This window comes from Micromonospora sp. NPDC093244 (genome assembly GCF_040683695.1).
Taxonomy (GTDB): domain Bacteria; phylum Actinomycetota; class Actinomycetes; order Mycobacteriales; family Micromonosporaceae; genus Micromonospora.
Window position 1 is genome coordinate 222,532 of the sequence record NZ_JBFBEO010000006.1, and the last position, 18,283, is coordinate 240,814.

Below are 18,283 nucleotides of genomic sequence, written 5' to 3' on the forward strand. Positions count from 1 at the left end.
CCCGACGATGCTGAGGCTGGTCAGCCGGCGTGCCCGCGCGCAGTGGCCGTTGCTGGCAGCCCTCCTCGGTGTCGTCACGATAGGCGCGACAGTGCTCGGGACCTGCACCCTGCTGGTCACCCGCACCGCCGAGCGGGCACTGGAGGTCGCCATGGCCCGCGCCGCCCCCGCCGCCGTCGACGCGACCGTCTACACCGGAACCGTCGAGGGCCCGGACGTCCCGTCCGTCGCCGCCGACACCCGTTCCGTCGTGGCCTCCGCCTACGCACCGTTCCCGGTGACGACGACCGCGCGGGCCTCGACGGTGCTGCGAGCGCTGCCGCCCACCCTCGCACCGGGCACCACGGTCGGGGCCCAGGCGTACCTCTCCGGGATGGACGACCTGCCGGCCCGCGCCGAGCTGGTCACCGGGCGCTGGCCGCAGCACCCCGGCGACGCGGTGCTGCTGGAGTCCACCGCCCACCTGCTCGGCCTCACCCCCGGCCAGCGGGTGCGCCTCGGCACCGAGTTGGCCCACCCGCCCGTACCGGCCATCGACGTGACAGTCGTCGGTGTCGTACGCCCGCTGCCGGGACGCGGCTGGGAGCGCGACCCGCTCGCCGCGGCCGGCTCCGCCACCGGCTACCGGGACGGCCGCTTCCTTCAGCCGGTGAACGCCTACGGCCCGTTCCTCGTGGACCTCGCCGACCTGGTCACCACCGGAGCCACAGTCGACCGGATGGAGATCAGCGCCCATCCGGACCTGTCCCACGCCAACCGCAGTGACCTGGAGGCCATGGCCGGACGCGTCCGCGACGCCGACCGCCGGCTCGCCGGCACCCTCGGCGACCGTGTCACGCTCGCCCGTGTCGCCTCCGACCTGCCGCTGACCCTGCGGGCCGCCGACGACCAGCGACACGTCACCGCCGCCGTCGTGCTCGCCATCGCCGTCCTCGGCGGTGTCCTGACCGCGACGGCACTCGTCCTCGCCGGCCGGCTGACAGCGGGCATACGCGCCGACGAGACCGCCCTGCGGTCCGCCGTGGGCACCAGCCGTCGCCAACTCGCCGCCACCGCGACACTCGAGGCCGGAATCGTCGCCGCCGTCGCCGCCGCGCTCGCGACACCTGCCTCGTCGGCAGTGCACGCCGGCCTGACCCGTCTGCCACCACTTGACGACGCCGGCCTGACCGTACGGCCTGCCATCGTCGGCGCCCAGGTCCTCGCGGTCGCCGGTGGCGCGCTGGTGCTCGCCGCCGTCCTCACCGTCCTGGCGATCCGGCCCGTCCCGGCAGCCGGCGACCGGGGCACCCGCCGCGAACTGCTGGCCCGCTCCGGCGCCGACCTGCTGCTCGCGGTGTTCGCCGCCGCCGGGTGGTGGCAGCTGTACGCGCAGCCCACCGCCGCCAGCCCCCGCGCCGACGCGGTCCGGGTGCTCGCGCCGGCGCTGCTGCTCACCGCAGGCGCCGCCCTGGCGCTCCGGGTGGTACTGCCCGCCCTGCGCGGCGTCGACCGGCTGGCCTACCGCGCCCGCGGGCTGGCGCTTCCGCTGGCGGTCGCCGAGGCCGCCCGCCGGCCCCAGGCGGTCGCCGCCGGGCTGCTGGTCGGGCTGGCCTGCGCGTCCGCGACCTTCGGCCTCGCCTTCGACACCACGTGGCACCAGTCGCAGCGCGACCAGGCCGCGCTCGCCGTCGGCACCGACCTCGCACTCACCCTCGGCACGGCCCCGGTGGCCGGCGACAGCGCGCTAATCGGCGCGGCCACCGGCGGGGCGGTGAGCCCGGCCCTCGACCGTGGTACCACAGTCGGTCAGTGGCTCGGCACGGCAGGCGACGCGCCGCGCCTGGTCGCCGTCGACACCACCCGCGCCGACGCGCTGCTGCGCGGGCAGGTGGACAGCGACCGAGGATGGGCCGACGTCGCCGCCACGCTGGCGCCACGCACCCGGGTCACCGGCCTCGCCGTTGCGGCCGGCGCCCCACTCGTCCTGAGCGGAACCGCGGCCGGCGACACCCCGCTGACCGTGACGCCCCGGCTGCTGTTGCAGGACGCCGCCGGCCTCCGCACGTCCTGCACCGGTCCCCCCGTACCGCTCGACGGCCGGGAGGCGCGGCTGCCCGCCTGCGCCACGGCCGACGGGCTGCGCCTCGTCGCGGTCGCTCTACCGGTCACCACCGACGCGGTCGGCGGCCCGGTGGCCGTAGCCGTCACGCTCACCGTGCCGCCCGCCGGGTCGGCGGAGAAGGCCACTGACGGATCGGACTGGACCGCCACGTCCGCGCCACCGGTCCCGAGCAGGGTGAGCGGTCCGGCCGTCACGGTGTCCACCACGCCGACGGGAACCGCGCTGCGGATGGCCGCGACCGTCGAGCTCGGCGGCGCCGACGACGCCGCCCGGACCATCGTCGCCAGCGCCTTCCCGGACCCCGGACCGGTGCCCGTCGCCGTCTCCGCCCGCTTCGCCGACGAGGTCGGCGCCGACAGCGGCAGCAGGCTCAGTGTCACGATCGGCATCACGCCCGTCCCGATCGTCGTCACCCAGGTCGTGCCGACCGTACCGTCCGCCCCCGGCGCCGTCGCCATCCTGGCCGACCTGGACACGCTGTCCCGCGCACGCGTCGTCACAGGCGATCTGACGTTCCCGGTCGACGCCTGGTGGGTCGGCCACCCCGCCGGTCCCGGCGCCGCCGAACGGGCCACCGCCCTGCACCTGGGCACCGTCACGACCCGCGAGGCGGAGACCGCCCGCCTCACCGGCGGCCCGCTGCGCGCCGGGCTGCCGGGCGCGCTCCGGCTCATCGTCCCGGCCGCGGCCCTGCTCCTGCTCGCCGGCGTCGTCCTGCACGTCACCTGCGATCTCCAGGCCCGTGCCGTCGAGGTGGCGCGGCTGCGCGGCCTGGGAATGTCCCGACGCGACAGCCGGGCCGTGCTGCTCGGCCAGCACGCCGGCGTCCTGCTGCCCCTGCTCGCGGCGGGCGCGGCCGTCGGCGCGCTCGCCACCCACGTCGTCGCTCCCCTGCTCGTACGCTCCGACACCGGCGCCGCACCCGTCCCGGCCGCCCAGCCACAGTGGCCGTGGCCGGCCGAGGCCGCACTGCTCGCCATCCTGCTGGCCGGATGCCTGCTGGCGGTCGCCGTCGTGGTCACCGTCCAGGTCCGCCGGGCCGACGCCGCGCACCTGCGGGTGGCGCCGTGAAGCGGTGGCTGGCCCGCCGGTGGCCGACGCCGCACTGGCCCAGCATCCGCGGCCGGGGCCGGACCGACGCCGGCCCGCTGCTGCTCACCGCCGCCGTCATCGCGGCCGTCGCGCTGCTCGCCGGTGCCGTGCCGGCGCTGCTGCGCGCCGCCGCCGACGACGCCGTCCAGGACGAGGTCCGCCGCTCCGGCCACGACTCGAACGTCCTCGCACACGCCGACTGGGAACGGGACGACGGCCCGACCGGCGGGCGGGTACGGACAGCCCGCCTCGCCGAGGACGTCGACGACTTCCGCGCCCGGGCGACAGACGCGCTCGGGCCCGACCTGGACGCCGCGCTGCTTCCGCCCATCGCCGTCGTCAACGGCCCGATCCTGAGCATCACCGAGGGCGACGTGCCGCGTACCTTCCAGTTCACCTATCTGGCCGGTGACGCCGGCGGCCCGGACGTGACCTGGGTGGCCGGCAGCGCGCCCGGCTCCGCCGTCCCCGACGAGTACCTGGAGACCCCCTACGACGGACCGCCCTGGCCGGTGCAGGTGGGCCTGTGCGAGGCGGACGCCGCCGCGCTCCACCTCGGCCCCGGCGATCGGATCCCGGTCAGGGACGGCCGGGGTCGCGACAGGGACGTCCGGATCAGCGGGATCTACCGACCCGCGGACAGCGGTGACCCCGCCTGGCTCCTGGCTCCGGCGCTCCTGCGCCCCGTGCCCGGCGCCGACGGCGTGGGCGTCACCCGCTTCGCCGGCCTGCTGTCGCGCGAGTCGTTACCGGACGCCCGGCTCGCCGTGGACGAGGGCCAACTACGACGCACGGTCCACTTCGCCCCCGAAGCCGACGCGCTCACCTGGGACACCACCGCGACGCTCGCCAGCCAGGTGGTCAAACTCAAGGCGGCCTCCGCCTCGTCAGGCGCCCGCGACGAGTCCCTGAAGTGGGAGTCGCAGCTCGACACCACCCTGCGCACCGCCCGTACGCGGATCAGCGCCGTATCCGCACAGGCCGCCGTCCTGCTCACCGGGGTCCTCACCGCCACGGTGCTGGTCCTGCTGCTCGCCGCCGACCTGCTGGTGCGCCGCCGCACCCCGGCGCTGAGCGCCGCCCGGCAGCGTGGGGCGGCGCTACCCGACCTCGGCGCCGAACTGATCGCCGAGTCCACAGTGGTGTCCGTGTCGGCCGCCGCCGTCGGGCTCGCGCTCGCCCGCACGGTGGCTCCGGGCGTCTCCTGGTCCTGGGTCGTTCCCGTGATCCTGGCCGGTGTCGTCGCCGGGCCGGCGTTCGGCACCCTCGCCGCCGCCCGCGCCAGCCGCGACCGGCGGCAACCCGCCAACCCGGCCGCCCGACGCTGGACCCGGGCGACCGGGCAGCTGCGGCGCGCCGCCGTGGAGGCCGCGGTCCTCGTCGCCGCGGTCGCCGCCCTCGTCACACTGCGCCAGCGCGGGCTCCTGCCCACCGCCTCCGGCGGCGACACCGGTGAGCTGACCAGCGAACAGATCCTGCCGATCAGCGCACCCGCTCTGGGCGTGCTCGTCGGCGCGCTCGTCCTGCTCCGGCTGCTGCCCCTCGGGGCGCGGTTCGCGCTCCGGCAGGCTCTGCGCTCGCGCCGCCCGCTTGCCGTGTTCGGTGCCGCTCGGGCGGCGACCACGGCCGGGCGGGCGCTGCCGCTGCTGGTTCTGGTGAGCACCACGGCGCTCGCGTCGTTCGCGCTCATCCTCGGCGCCACTGTCACCCGGGGCCTGGCCGACGGCGCGTGGAGCGCCGTCGGCGCCGACGCCCGCCTCGACGTGGGCGCCGACGCCGGGGCCGCCACGCCCGCACTGGCCGAGCGCATCGCCGCCGCGCCCGGGGTGGAGCAGGTCGTCGTCGCGCAGGTGACGGACTCGGCGCGCGTCTTCACCGATTCGACACTGTCCACCCCACGCCTGGTCATCGTGGACGCCGCCGCGTTCGGGCGCCTGCTGGCCACCACCCCGCTGCCCGACGCGCCGGCGCTGGCCCGGCTCACGGCACCCGGCCCCGGGGACGTCCCGGCGCTGGTCCGGTCGAGCGACGGCGATGTGCGGCAGGGCACGCGCTTGCAGCTTCCCCGCGACGGCGGTCCGGCGATCCACCTCGTCGCGGTAGGTGCCGCGCCCTCCGTCGGGGGCGCCGGTGACGTCGTCATCGTGGACGCCGCGGCCCTCGCCGACGCCGGGCTGCCCGCCGTTCCGAACACCGTCTGGGTGACCGGTCCCGGCGCGGCGCGGGCCGTGTCGAACAGCGGCGTCGCCGCCGACGTCGTCCTGCGCCCGGACGTCCTGCGGGCGCAGCGAGTGGCTCCGTTGTCCGCAGGGCTCCTCCGGCTGGCGTGGACGGCCGCCGCGGTGCTGCTGGCGCTGGGGTTGCTCGGTCTCGCGCTCGCGGCCGCCGCGGGCGCGTCGGAGCGGTGGCAGACCCTGACCCGGCTACGGACCCTCGGTCTGCGGCCACGCGACGCCCGCTGGGTCGCCGCCGGAGAACTGCTGCCGCCGGTCGTGGTCGCCGCCGTGTGCGGCCCGCTACTCGGGGCCCTCCTGGCGCGCCTGACGCTCGGCCCGCTCGACCTGCGTCTGCTCACCGGCCAGGCCGCCGACCCGGGGGCGGTCCTGCCGTGGTGGCTGCTCGGCCTGGTGAGCGTGGCGCTGCTGGCGGCGGCCGTCACTGTCGTACCTGTCGAGTCGGCGCTGCGGCGACGCGACCGGCTGAGCGAGGTCCTCCGCGCCGGCGGGTGACGGGAGGCCGATCGGGCCCGGCGGCGCCCGGCTGATCACTCCGGAAACGGAAATCGCCGAGACCCGGTACCGGGTCTCGGCGAATCACCTGTCCATCTGGTGGGCGATACTGGGTTTGAACCAGTGACCTCTTCCGTGTCAAGGAAGCGCGCTCCCACTGCGCCAATCGCCCGTGCATAATGCCGAGGTGGGGACGGGATTTGAACCCGCGTACACGGCTTTGCAGGCCGTTGCCTCGCCTCTCGGCCACCCCACCGAGGTTGCCCCCGTCATGCGTGGCGGCAGCTCCGAGCGGACGACGGGATTCGAACCCGCGACCCTCACCTTGGCAAGGTGATGCGCTACCAGCTGCGCTACGTCCGCACGCCCCCGGTGTTCCCGGGTGACGGATGAGAACTTTAGCCGAGCCCGGGAACGACTGCCAACTCGGGGGGCGTCTCGGCGCGTCCCGTCCCGTTCCGGTGGCTCGGGGGTGGCGCCGGACGAGATCACGACCACCGCCGGCTGGGCTTCCTAGGGGGCTGGCCTGGTGTCTCAATTGACGTTCTGTCGTCACACTCCGGCATCACCCGACAGATCCCGCACCGGCGGTCCGACCCTCGCCCACCAGCGTCCCCGCACCCGGCGGACGCGCGACGGACCTCGACGAACACCCTCAGAAGAACGACCGACGACACCTTCTGGAAGTGTCCGGCTTCCGACTGCCGCAGCGCGAATCGGACAGCGGCGGTAACTGTTCGTGTTCGGTCAGATGGGCTACGGTAACGGTCGTGACGAGACGTGCGGCCGAGATCCGCCTGGATGCCCTGCTGCGCACCGCCTGTGACGTGATCGTCGAGCGCGGTCTGGCGAACACCCGGACGGCGGACGTGGCGCAGGCCGCCGGCGTGAGCCAGGCGCTTGTCTTCTACCACTTCGCCACCAAGGAGCGGTTGCTCGCGCAGGCGTTCGCGTACGCGGTCGAGCAGGATCTGGCCCGACTGGACGCGGTGATCCGGTCCACGGCCCCGCCACTGACCAAGCTCCGCCGGATCCTCAAGCTCTACACACCGGCCGGGCGGGCCACCTCCTGGTCGATGTGGATCGACGGCTGGTCCGAGTCGCTGCGTACCCCCGAGCTGGAGAAGGTCTCCCGCCGGCTCGACCTGCGCTGGCGGCAGGACCTGGCCGCGGTCATCGCCGCCGGCGTGGCCGACGGCACCTTCCAGTGCGCCGACCCGGACGGGGCTGCCTGGCGGATCAGCGCGGTGATGGACGGCCTGGCCGTGCAGCTCGCCGTGCACGACCGGGTGATCTCCCGCCGGCAGTTCGGCGAGTGGGTCCGGCTGGTCACCGCCCGGGAACTGGGCCTCGACCCGACCGAGCTGGACTGACCCGCTCCGGCGACCGGCCGCCCGCCCAATGGCGGGCCGACGACATTGCACAGGCTCCGGACCTTGCCCTGCCCCCGGCCGACTGATATCCACAGATGCGCATGCGTGACCGCGCAGCATCGGTCGGCAGCCGCCGGCCATCCCGCTCCCACGAGGAGGTCCCGTGCCACAACCGGAGTGGTCACCCCCGATGAGCCGGCGTCGACGCCGGCTCATCGCCATCCTGGCGACGACGGCCACGGCCGCCGCGTTGCTCCCCACCGGCGTGAGCACCGCGGCCCCCAGCGCGAACCCACCCTCCGCCGAGCGCAGGTCCGGCCCGTTCGCCGAGGGCCACCAACCCGCCGACGTCGACAACCGCACCGGTACGGCGGCACCCGACGCCCGCCAGCGCGGCCTGGCCCGCGCCGCGGACCCCGACGTGCGGTGGAACCGCCTCGGCACCCCGCAGGCGCTCGGCCCCGGCCGCACCCCCCTCGCCGCCGGGCTGCCCACCGACCCGGAGGCCGCCGCCCGCGCCTACCTGACCGCCAACCGCGACCTGTACGGCATGGACGCCCCCACCGTCGCCGCCATGGAACGGGTGCTGGTACGCCCCATCGGCAGCGGCGCCGTGGTCACCCTCCGGCAACGCTTCGGCGACCTGCCGGCCGGGCCGGACGGGCTCGTCACAGTCGCCGTCGCCGGCGGGGCGGTGCTCTCGGTCAGCTCCTCGCTGGCCCGCGACACCGGCACGCCGGCACCGGCCACCCGCACCGCCGAGCAGGCGTACGCCGCCGCGCTCGCCGACGCGGGACTCGACGCCGGCGCGGTCGCCAGCCACACCGTGCGGGCCGTTGCGGTACCCACCCCGGTGGACGGCCCCCGGTCCGCGTACGAGGTGACACTCATCGGCGCCGACAGCGACCACCCGGCCGCGTTCACCACGTACGTGGACGGCATCACCGGGAAGGTGCTCGTCCGGGAGGACCTCGTCGACTTCGACTCCGACAACCCGAGCTGGGCGGTCTTCCCGGCAACCCCGCCCCGCGACCTCGGCCCCGGGCAGGACCCCCGGGTGCGCTGGTGCGGCGACCCGGCACCCGGTTGCCAGGCCGCCTTCCGTGACCCGGCCACCGGCCAGCCGTGGGACATCGACGCGGCCACCGGCACGCCCACCTTCACCTCGCGCGGCAACTCGGCCAACACGGTCCTGTCCTGGGGCAACAACACCCCTGTCGTCCCGGCGCCCACCAGCCCGGAGCGCCGCTACGAGTACCCGTTCACCGACCAGTGGCACCAGGCGAAGTGCAACCCGGAGGTGTTCACCTCCGCCCAGCGCAACGACGCGGACGCGTCGATCGCCAACCTCTTCGCCATGCACAACCGGATGCACGACTGGGCGTACCAGCTCGGCTTCACCGAGTCGGCGTGGAACCTCCAGGCGGTCAACCTCACAGCGGCCGGTCTGGGGGGTGACGCCGAGCAGGGCCGGGCCCAGCAGGGCGCGTTGACAGGCAACCGGAACAACGCCAACCAGGGCACCCCGCGCGACGGGCTGCCGCCGACCACCAACATGTACCTGTGGCAGCCGCAGGCGGGCGGACCGTACCCGCCGTGCGTCGACGGCGACTACGACATGACGGTGATCGGCCACGAGTACACCCACGCGATCACCAACCGGATGATCGCCGGCCCGGACAGCGGGATCGGCGGCCACCAGGGCGGGGCGATGGGCGAGTCGTGGGGCGATCTGCTCGCCGCCGAGTACCTCTACCAGAACGGCCTGCGCGCGCCAGGCGAGACGCCCTTCGTCACCGGCGGCTACGTGACAGGCAACCTGGTCAGCGGCATCCGCAACTACGACCTGAGCCGCAGTCCGCTCAACTACTCGGACATCGGCTACAACACCGGAGGCCCGGCGGTGCACGCCGACGGGGAGATCTGGGGCGCCACCAACTTCCGGGTCCGCTCCGCACTCGTCAAGCGGTACGGCCTCGGCACGCCCCAGCGGCAGGCGGAGTGCGCGCAGGGCAAGGTCGCCGCCGACAGGTGCCCCGGCAACCGGCGCTGGTCGCAGCTGGTCTTCGACTCGTTCCTGCTCCAGGCGGCCAGCCAGGTCAGCATGCTCGACATGCGGGACAACATGCTCACCGCCGACCTGCTGCGCTTCGGCGGGGCGAACCAGGACCTGATCTGGGCGGAGTTCGCCCGCTCCGGGATGGGCCGCGACGCCGTCACCAACGGCGCCGCCGACACCGACCCGACGCCGAGCTTCGCGTCACCGCGCGGCGGCAACGGGACGCTCACCCTGCGCCCGCGCGGCGAGAGCGCCGACGCGCCGATCCGGGTGTACGTCGGGGCGTACGAGGCCCGGGCGACGCCGATCGCGGACACCGACCCGGCGACCCCGATCCCGGACACGGTGGAGATGGTCGCCGGTACGTACGACCTGCTGGCGGTGGCGCCCGGCTTCGGGCACCAGCGACTCAGCGTGGTCGCCGACGCCGGGCGGAGCGGAATTGTCGACCTGTCGCTGAGCCGCAACCTCGCGTCCACCACGTCCGGGGCCACGATCAGCGGCGACGGGGTCAACCTGGACCGGATCGCCGACGACACCGAGGCCACGAACTGGGCATCGGTGGACGGGGTGGCCGGGCGACAGGTCACCGTGGCGCTGCCGGGCGGCGTGCCGCAGACCGTCAAGCGGGTGAACGTCAGCGCGATGCTGCGTCCCGCGGTGGCCGGGGACGTCGACACCGGCAGTCAGAACGCGCTGAGCGCGCTGCGCTCGTTCGCGGTGTCCGCGTGCAACGCCCGGACCACCGACTGCGCGGACCCGTCGCGCTGGCAGCGGATCTACACGAGTGCTGCCGACGCGTTCCCCGGCGGGGCGTACCGGGCGTACAGCCGGGACATCAACCTGCGGACGTTCACGGTGCCCAGCACCGTCGCCACCCACCTGCGGCTGGAGGTGCTGGCCAGCCAGTGCACAGGCGGCCCGAACTACGCGGGTGAGCAGGACGACGACCCGGCCACGACGACCGACTGCGCGACCGCCAGCCCGGCGCGCGACCAGGTCCGGATCGCCGAGTTCCAGGCGTTCACCAGGTGACACCGTGGGGGCCGGCGGCGATCCGCCGGCCCCCACGGCTGGCGGCCCGCCGCCGGCGTACCCGATCGTCAGCGGCGGGCGGTCACCAGCGACCGGCGGGCGCCGGCCGTTCCCAGAGCCGGTCCACAGGCGGCTCCTCGGCCTCGGTGGCAGCGGCCCGGGTCAGGTGGCGCAGTCGCAGCAGCAGCCCCACCCCGAGCGAGAGCAGCAGGCCGCCGAGCAGGAACGCGGCGTGCACCAGGCCGAACCCGCCGGCCTGCGAGACCGGACGGCCGGCAGCCGGCGGTGCGGCATCGACCGGCTGGTCCACGACGGGCTCGTCGGCAGGCGTGCTCGCCGCCTCCTCCGGCTCGCCAGTCGGCTCGCTCGACGTCGGCGTCGCGCTCGCCTTCGGCGAAGCGGTGGCCGTGGCGCCCACCCCCACCACCGAACGGGTGGCGGTCTGCCGGGCCAGCAGCCGCAGGTTCGCGTCGTACGCCTCGGCGGCGAGGGTGATCCGCCCCTGGGTGACGTCCTTGTCGAAGGCCACCCGGTAGCGGGCCGTGACAGTGCGGCCCGGGCAGAGGGTGCCCGGGTCGAGCTGCCGGTCGGTCAGCCGGGCCACGTCGCCCTCGGTCCGGATCTCCAGCGGGAAGTCGCCGTTCTCCTCCACCCGGTCCATCTTCACCTGGTCCAGTCGGATACCCCGCACGGTGAGCACCATCGACCAGCGCACCTTCGCGCAGCCGGCGCGCCGGTCCGTCTGCGAGACCACGGCGGAGATCGTGCGTACCTGGTCGCCGGCCGTGAACCGGGCCGGCAGGCCACTCATCTCGGTCGCGAAGGCCGCCTGTGCCGGTGCGGCCAGGGTCAGCAACGCCCCGGTCAGGCCGGCCAGCACCACCCCGGCCCTCAGCGCGTTCCGCCACACCGTCACCACCGTCGCCTCCGTTCGGTCGTCTCCACCTGGCAACGCTAGGAGCGGGCCGGTGCCCCGACCAGACGGGTGTGTTCGCACCGGGCGGCAAGCACGGGGTGGGTTTTCACCGACGGTGGTGAACCGGTCACCACTCCCCCGCGACACGCCGGGCGACTGGTCGCTGGAACAATCGGGCAGGTGTCCGAGCTCTCCAGCACCTTCGTCCGGCTGCACGCGCGGCTAGCCCCGGTCCCGTTCGTTCCCGAGGTGCGACTGCACCAGGCGGACGAGCCGATCGGGCTCTGGGAGCTGACCGAGGGCGAGTTCAGCACCGACCGTCCGCCACCGTTCTGGGCGTTCGCCTGGGCCGGCGGGCAGGCCCTCGCCCGCTACGTGACCGACCACCCGCAGGCGGTCGCCGGCCGTCGGGTGCTCGACCTGGCCTCCGGCTCCGGCCTGGTGGCCATCGCCGCCGCCCGGGCCGGCGCGGCGTCCGTGCGGGCCGTCGAGGTGGACGAGCTGGCCGTCGCGGCCGTCGCGCTCAACGCCGAGGCCAACGGGGTACGCGTCGACGCCGAGTTCGGCGACATCCTCGACGGCGACGCCGGGGACGCCGAGGTGGTGCTCGCCGGTGACGTCTTTTACAGCGACGCGATGGCCCGTCGGGTGCTGCGGTTCCTGCTGCGCGCCGCCCGGGCCGGCGCGCCGGCGCTTGTCGGTGACCCCGGTCGGGCGTTCCTGCCCCGGGACCGCTTCGACGAGTTGGCCCACTACGACGTTCCGGTGCCGGAGGCGCTGGAGAGCGTGCGGGTGAAGCGCACCACCGTCTGGCAGTTGCGCCCCGGGCTGCCGGGAGCCGCCCGCTAGCGTGTCGGCGTGCTGTTCCGGAGCTGGGAGTCCGCGGTCGAGGCACCCGGGCCGGACGTCGTCGAGGTGACCGACCACGTCGGCGTACGCCATCTGGTCGTCACCAGGCACGCGCTGGTCCGGCAGGTCCTCGCCGATCCGGTCAGCTACCGGCCGGACAACGCGCTGGACGCGGTGACGCCGATGCCTGTGACGGCGCTGCGGGTGCTCGCCGGGCACCGGTTCCGGCTGCCGCCGACCCTCGCGAACAACTCGGGCGCCAGTCATCCGGCGATCCGGGCGATCGTGGCGGACACGCTGCATCCCGCGCGGGTCGCCGCGCAGCGGCAGTGGCTCACCGCGCTGGTGCGGGACCGGGTCGCCCGGCTCGGCGCCACGCTCGACGCCGGCCGGCCCGTCGACCTGTACGCCGATCTCGCCGCCGACCTGCCGCTGCTGGTGCTGGCCCGGCTGGTGGAGCTGCCGGACGCGCCGGTCGGTGCGGTCAAGGAGTTCGCCCGGGCCGCGCTGGAGTTGTTCTGGGCGCCGCTGGACGCCGACCGGCAGGTGGCGCTCGCCGACGAGGTGGGCAGGTTCCACGACGTCCTGCGCGACTTCGCGGCCACCGGCGGTGGGCTTGCCGGCGACCTGCGCGCCGCCGGGCATCCACCGGACGTGGTGGTAGGTGCGCTCTTCTTCCTGCTGGTCGCCGGGCAGGAGACGACCTCGCAGTTCCTCACCCTGCTGCTGCACCGGCTCGCCGGCGAACCGGCGGTACGGGCCGGGCTGCGGACCGGCGACGTCGCGGTCGCCGACGTGGTGGAGGAGGGCCTGCGGCTGGAACCGCCGATCGTCACGTGGCGGCGGGTGGCGGCGGTGGACGGCACGCTTGGCGGGACGGACGTGCCGGCGGGCACCAGCCTCGTGCTGTGGCTGGGCCGCGCCGGCCGCGATCCGGCGGTCGTCGAGTCGCCAAACGAGTTCCGCCCCGGCCAGCGCGGATCGCGCCGGCACCTGGCGTTCGGGGCGGGCGCGCACCGCTGCGTCGGTGACGTGCTGGCCCGGATGGAGGCGGCAGTCGTGGTGGCCGAGGCCGCGCCGCTGCTGGACGGGATCCGGGTCGTCCGCCCGCCCTGGTGTCCGGACAATCTCACCTTCCGGATGCCTGACGCCTTCGTGGTGCGGCGGCCCCCGGGCTGATCTCCACTCGGTATGTTTCCGGGCGTGTCCGCCACCCCATCCCGTCGGATCCGTGTCGTCACAACGCTTCTGGCTCTGCTGGCGCTGAGTGCCTGCACAGCCGGGCCGACGTTCCACGCGCGCCGGATCACCACGACCCCGCTGCCGACCCCGTCCGCCCCGACGCCGTCGGCCTCGCCGTCGCCCACGGCGAAGCCCACACCGGGGAGCCTGGCCTGGTACGTGTCCCAGGTGCCGACGTTCCCGCCCGCCCCGCCACCGCAGCCGGTGCCGCTGCCGGCGACCGGTTCGGCCCCGTTCTGGCACCGGCTGCCGACCGAGCAGCCTGTCGCCTTCATCACCATCGACGACGGCGGGCTGGCCCGACCACCCGCCGTGATCGACTTCATCCGGGAGGCGCACATCCCGGTCACGATGTTCCTCAACTCGCCGGCGGCGCAGGAGCACACCGACTACTTCCGGCAGATCGAGGCGGCCGGTGGGGTCGTCGAGAACCACACGATCACGCACACCTCGCTGTCCGGCCGGTCGTACGAGTTCCAGAAGCAGGAGATCTGCGGCGCGGCCGACCGGTTGGAGACCCTGTTCGGCAAGCGGCCGACCCTGTTCCGCCCGCCGTTCGGCAACCGTGACGCCAGCACCCTGCGGGCGGCGCACGACTGCGGCATGAAGGCTGTCTTCCACTGGTCCGAGACCGTCCACGAGGGGAAGGTGCGCTACCAGACCCCGGAGAAGGTCGTACGCCCCGGCGACGTGCTGCTCATGCACTTCCGGCCGGCGCTCATGGACGACCTGCTGGGAGCGTTGAAGGCGATCCACCGGGCCGGGCTCACGCCGGCGCTGCTGGAGGACTACCTACCGCTGACCTGACCAAAGTCAGGGCCGGGTGGTGCCGTTCGGGCGCGGTGGGACGACCTCCCGCACGCCTACCGTCACCGCATGATCACATTACGTGGGTTGACGAAACGGTTCGGTGCGACGGTCGCTGTCGACGCCCTGACCGTCGACGTCGCACCCGGCCGGGTCACCGGGTTCCTCGGCCCCAACGGCGCCGGCAAGTCCACCACCATGCGGATGATCCTCGGGCTGGACCGGCCCACCGCCGGGCAGGCCCTCGTCGGCGGACGGCCGTACCAGGAGCTGCGCCGGCCGCTGCGCGAGGTGGGCGCGCTTCTCGACGCCCGCGCCATCCACCCGGCCCGGTCGGGACGGGCGCACCTGCTGGCCATGGCCCGCAGCAACGGGATCCCGGCCGGTCGGGTCGACGAGGTGCTGGACATCGTCGGGCTGGACGGACCGGCCGCCGGGAAACCCGGACGGACCCTGTCGCTCGGCATGGGCCAACGGCTCGGCATCGCCGGCGCTCTGCTCGGTGACCCGCCGGTGCTGATGTTCGACGAGCCGGTCAACGGCCTCGACCCGGACGGGGTGCGCTGGGTGCGCCAGCTCACCCGGACCCTCGCCGACGAGGGACGTACCGTCTTCGTCTCCAGCCATTTGATGAGCGAGATGCAGCTCACCGCCGACCAGCTCGTGGTGATCGGCCGGGGCCGGCTGCTCGCCGACGCCCCGGTCGCCGAGGTGATCGCGGGCAGCGGGGTGGCGGTCCGCGTCCGCAGTCCGCACCCGGACGGCCTGGTCACCCTGGCCGCGCACCTCACCGCCGCCGGGGCAACCGTCGAGCCGGCCGGCCCGGACGAGCTGACCGTCACCGGCACCACCGCTGACCGCGTCGGCGACCTGGCACACGAGCTTGGGGTACGACTGCACGAGCTGAGCGCGCACGGCGCCTCGCTGGAGCAGGCGTTCATGGAGTTGACCGCCGACAGCGTCGAGTACGCGGGCGGCCCGACCGGAGGTGGCACCCGATGAACGGCTCTCTGCGCGGCGCGGTGGCCGCCGAGTGGACCAAGCTCTCCTCGGTCCGGAGCACCTGGTGGACCGTCCTGGCCGGACTGCTGCTGATGGCGGCGAGCGCCGGGCAGCTGGCCATCTACGTCGCCAACGGCAACACCAACGACGACCTCACCGACAACGCGGGGGTCGTCACCGTCGGCAGTGTGGTGATCGACGCGGTCGAGCTGACCCAGTACGCGGTGCTGGCGCTGGGCCTGCTGGCGGTCACCGCCGAGTTCACCAGCGGCACCATCCGGACCACCCTTCAGTGCACCCCGTCGCGCGGTCGCGTACTGCTGGCCAAGGCCGTGGTCGCCGGTGCGGTGACCTTCGTGCTCGGGCTGCTGCTGGGCGGTGTCGGCACAGTGGTCGCCCGGCCCGTCCTCGGCGAGTGGGGCACCGCGCCGGCCGCCGACACGATCGGCGACATCGTGGCGGTGGCCACCTACCTGGCGCTCGTCGGCGTCCTCGCGTTGGGTCTCGGTGCGGCGCTGCGCAGCGCGGTGCTCACGATCATCGTGCTCCTCGCCACCCTGATGATCGTGCCGCTGTCCCTGCAGGAGCCGGACATCGCCGTGCTCAACCGGATAGCCGACGTGTTCCCCGGGGTGGCCGGCGGGCACTTCCTGGCCGGCGACACCGACCCGTACCCCGGCGCGGTCGGGCTGCTCCTGCTCGCCGGATGGGCCGCGGCGGCGCTGCTGCTGGGCCGTGCCGCGCTGCGCCGGCGCGACGCCTGAGTCGCTGAGCGGGGGCCGGGCCGGCCCCCGCTCAGCCGTCGACCAGCCCCGCCTCGTACGCGACGATCGCCGCCTGCACCCGGTTCCGCACGTCCAGCCGGGTGAAGATGCTTGTCAGGTAGCTCTTCACGGTGCCCTCCACCAGGTGCAGCCGGCGGGCGATCTCCGCGTTGGACAGCCCCGCCCCGACCAGCGCCAGCACCTCCCGTTCCCGCTCGGTCAACCCGGCGGTCCGGTCCCGCGCGGCCGGTCGACGGGCCAACCGCCCCGCGCCCAGCTCGATCACCCTCCGGGCCACCCGCGGCGACAGGTACGCCCCACCGTCGGCGACCGCGTGCACGCCTGCGATCAGCTCACGCGGGTCGCCGGCCTTGAGCAGAAACCCGTTGGCGCCGTGCCCCAGCGCCCGGGCCACGTGGTCGTCCTCGCCGAACGTGGTCAGCATGATCGTCGCGGTCTCCGGCACGACCCGGCGGATCTCGGCGGCGGCGGCCAGCCCGTCCAGCCTCGGCATCCGGATGTCCAGCAACGCCACCCGGGGCCGGTGCGCACGGACCAGTTCCACAGCCGTGTGCCCGTCGCCGGCCTCGGCGACCACCTCGATGCCGGGATCGGTGGCGAGGATGGCCCGGACACCCGCCCGGATCATCGCCTCGTCGTCGGCGAGGACCACCCGCACGGGTCCGGTCGTTTCGGTGCTCACTGAGTGATCCGCTCCTTGCTGGCCAGCCGGCCGTCGGCGAAGCAGAGCCGCCACGTCGGCGCGGCGAGCGGAAAATTGCCGTCGGTGTAGTACTCGCAGCCCGGCTCCGACGTCCCGAGCGGCCCGGTGAGCTGTCGGCGGGGCAACCCGGGCAGGTCGGCGCGTGGGGTCCCGGGCCGCATCCGGTCGTACACCGACTCGCTCAGCACCGTGCCGGCAGTGGCGAACGGGTAGTAGACGAGCGACAGCACCAGCGCCAGACCGGCAGGGGCTGCGAGCGCGGTCACCAGACTGCGCCGGACCCGACGGCGGGCCTCACCGAGCCGCCGCTCGATCCCACCGTCGTCGTCACCCGCTTCCGGGTCGAGGGGAGCCGCGGACCACCCTCCGGCCGGCACGCCCGTGGACGAGTCGGCGGGCAGGGGCAGCCGGGCCCGCACCTGGAATCCACCGTCGGGGCACGGGCCGGTGTCCAGCACGCCGCCGGCCAGCCGTACCCGCTCCGCGAGGGCGAGCAGCCCGCTGCCCGAGGACGCCGGTACGGGCGGCCGGTCGGCGGGCGACGGCCCGTTGCGTACCCGCACCTCGATCCCGGCCCCTTCGGGGGCGAGGGTGACGGTGACCGGGGCGCCCGGGGCGTACCGGGCCGCGTTGGTGAGGGCCTCCCGGACCACCCGGTGCGCGGCGGCCCCGGTCATCCCGGGCGGCTCGGCGGCGCCGGCCTCGACGTCCAACCGCACCGCCATCCCGGCCTCCCGCGCCCCGTTGACCAGGTCGACGACTGTCTCCCCCACCGGCGCGACGCCGGCCGGGCGGCCCTCCTCGCGCAGCACCCCGATGATGTCGTGCAGCCGCTCGGTCGCCGCCGCCACACTGGCCCGCAGCTCACCCACCGCCGCCCGGTGCGCCGGCGGCAGGTCGTCGGCCAGCTCCAGGGCGGCGGCCCGCAACGCGATCAGGCTGAGGTCGTGGCCCAGCGAGTCGTGCATCTCCTCGGCGATGCGGGCCCGCTCCCGCAACCGGATCCGCTCGGCGGCGCCCCGCCGCTCGCGGGTCGACGCCTCGACGTGGCGGCGGGCGGCGTCGGTCAGCTCCCGCTGCTGGCGGCGGTACCGGCCCACCAGCCAGGGGAACACGCCTGCGAACAGCAGCACCGAGGCCAGCAGGAACCAGGTGGCCGCGCCGGTGCCGAGCAGCCCCAGGTTCAGCACCGTGCCGCCGACCGCGATGACACCGAACACCACCGCCGCCGGTGCCGCGCCAGCGCTGCGGCGGCCGGTCAGATAGCTGAACACCGGGATCGCGAAGACGAAGTTGCCGTCCACCAACGAGCCGAGCACCGCCAGCAGCAGTCCGACAAGCGGCCAGCGCCGCGCCGACACCACGGCCACCGCCAGCACCGCCAGCGAACCGACAAGCATCGCGACGTCCCACGGCGGGGACGGCGGGCTCAACCTGGCGCCGGCTATCGGGGCGGCGAGCACCGCCCAGAGCAGCACGTCCAGCAGTGGACGCCGCCACCGGGACACCCGCCGCGGCGCACCGGCCGCCGGGTGGTCCAGAATCCTCACGGCGGTCAGGCTACCCACGCCCGACCTGCCCGGACAC

Annotated in this window: 12 protein-coding genes and 3 tRNA genes; 9 read left to right on the forward strand and 6 right to left on the reverse strand. The window is 74.9% G+C overall.

Annotation, left to right across the window (positions count from 1 at the left end):
• The first annotated feature begins 7 nt into the window (after positions 1 to 7).
• Together AB0N27_RS25745 and AB0N27_RS25750 are read left to right on the forward strand one after the other, a co-directional pair.
• Entirely contained in the window at positions 8 to 3,175 is a 3,168-nt protein-coding gene (locus AB0N27_RS25745) for an FtsX-like permease family protein (protein ID WP_364374821.1), read from the forward strand.
• Positions 3,172 to 5,925, forward strand: a complete 2,754-nt coding sequence (locus tag AB0N27_RS25750) for an ABC transporter permease (RefSeq protein WP_364374824.1) — start codon at positions 3,172 to 3,174, stop codon at positions 5,923 to 5,925. Before AB0N27_RS25745 ends, AB0N27_RS25750 begins: the two co-directional genes overlap by 4 nt.
• Before the next feature lie 97 nt (positions 5,926 to 6,022).
• On the opposite strand, the gene AB0N27_RS25755 is transcribed toward AB0N27_RS25750, so the two are convergent.
• From AB0N27_RS25755 to AB0N27_RS25765, 3 genes are all read right to left on the reverse strand, one after another.
• Positions 6,023 to 6,097: transfer RNA gene (locus AB0N27_RS25755), tRNA-Val, on the reverse strand.
• A 13-nt stretch (positions 6,098 to 6,110) separates the two neighbouring features.
• Positions 6,111 to 6,181: transfer RNA gene (locus tag AB0N27_RS25760), tRNA-Cys, on the reverse strand.
• A gap of 34 nt (positions 6,182 to 6,215) precedes the next feature.
• Positions 6,216 to 6,288 (reverse strand) — tRNA-Gly (locus AB0N27_RS25765).
• 407 nt (positions 6,289 to 6,695) lie between these two features.
• On the opposite strand from AB0N27_RS25765, the gene AB0N27_RS25770 reads away from it, so the two are divergent.
• Positions 6,696 to 7,298 carry a TetR/AcrR family transcriptional regulator gene (locus tag AB0N27_RS25770; RefSeq protein WP_364374827.1) on the forward strand — a complete coding sequence of 201 codons (603 nt, stop codon included), beginning with the start codon at positions 6,696 to 6,698 and terminating at the stop codon, positions 7,296 to 7,298.
• 163 nt (positions 7,299 to 7,461) lie between these two features.
• Positions 7,462 to 10,392, forward strand: a complete 2,931-nt coding sequence (locus tag AB0N27_RS25775) for a M36 family metallopeptidase (RefSeq protein WP_364374830.1) — start codon at positions 7,462 to 7,464, stop codon at positions 10,390 to 10,392.
• An 82-nt stretch (positions 10,393 to 10,474) separates the two neighbouring features.
• On the opposite strand, the gene AB0N27_RS25780 is transcribed toward AB0N27_RS25775, so the two are convergent.
• Positions 10,475 to 11,311 carry a hypothetical protein gene (locus AB0N27_RS25780; RefSeq protein ID WP_364374833.1) on the reverse strand — a complete coding sequence of 279 codons (837 nt, stop codon included), beginning with the start codon at positions 11,309 to 11,311 and terminating at the stop codon, positions 10,475 to 10,477.
• A 177-nt stretch (positions 11,312 to 11,488) separates the two neighbouring features.
• On the opposite strand from AB0N27_RS25780, the gene AB0N27_RS25785 reads away from it, so the two are divergent.
• From AB0N27_RS25785 to AB0N27_RS25805, 5 genes are all read left to right on the forward strand, one after another.
• On the forward strand, positions 11,489 to 12,157 hold the full coding sequence (locus AB0N27_RS25785; RefSeq protein WP_364374836.1) for a 50S ribosomal protein L11 methyltransferase: 669 nt from the start codon (positions 11,489 to 11,491) through the stop codon (positions 12,155 to 12,157).
• Positions 12,158 to 12,223: 66 nt separating this feature from the next.
• Positions 12,224 to 13,336 carry a cytochrome P450 gene (locus tag AB0N27_RS25790; RefSeq protein ID WP_364375029.1) on the forward strand — a complete coding sequence of 371 codons (1,113 nt, stop codon included), beginning with the start codon at positions 12,224 to 12,226 and terminating at the stop codon, positions 13,334 to 13,336.
• Positions 13,337 to 13,360: 24 nt separating this feature from the next.
• Positions 13,361 to 14,206, forward strand: coding sequence for a polysaccharide deacetylase family protein (locus tag AB0N27_RS25795; RefSeq protein ID WP_364374839.1), 846 nt, complete (start codon positions 13,361 to 13,363; stop codon positions 14,204 to 14,206).
• Between the two features lie 69 nt (positions 14,207 to 14,275).
• Positions 14,276 to 15,208, forward strand: coding sequence for an ATP-binding cassette domain-containing protein (locus tag AB0N27_RS25800; RefSeq protein WP_364374842.1), 933 nt, complete (start codon positions 14,276 to 14,278; stop codon positions 15,206 to 15,208).
• Positions 15,205 to 15,972 carry an ABC transporter permease subunit gene (locus AB0N27_RS25805; protein WP_364374845.1) on the forward strand — a complete coding sequence of 256 codons (768 nt, stop codon included), beginning with the start codon at positions 15,205 to 15,207 and terminating at the stop codon, positions 15,970 to 15,972. The genes AB0N27_RS25800 and AB0N27_RS25805 overlap by 4 nt, the downstream gene beginning before the upstream one ends.
• A 31-nt stretch (positions 15,973 to 16,003) precedes the next feature.
• Here the strand turns inward: AB0N27_RS25805 and AB0N27_RS25810 are convergent, their stop codons facing one another.
• Both AB0N27_RS25810 and AB0N27_RS25815 read right to left on the reverse strand, forming a co-directional pair.
• Positions 16,004 to 16,675, reverse strand: a complete 672-nt coding sequence (locus tag AB0N27_RS25810) for a response regulator transcription factor (RefSeq protein WP_364374848.1) — start codon at positions 16,673 to 16,675, stop codon at positions 16,004 to 16,006.
• Positions 16,672 to 18,246, reverse strand: a complete 1,575-nt coding sequence (locus tag AB0N27_RS25815) for a histidine kinase (RefSeq protein WP_364374850.1) — start codon at positions 18,244 to 18,246, stop codon at positions 16,672 to 16,674. Before AB0N27_RS25815 ends, AB0N27_RS25810 begins: the two co-directional genes overlap by 4 nt.
• Positions 18,247 to 18,283 lie beyond the last annotated feature (37 nt).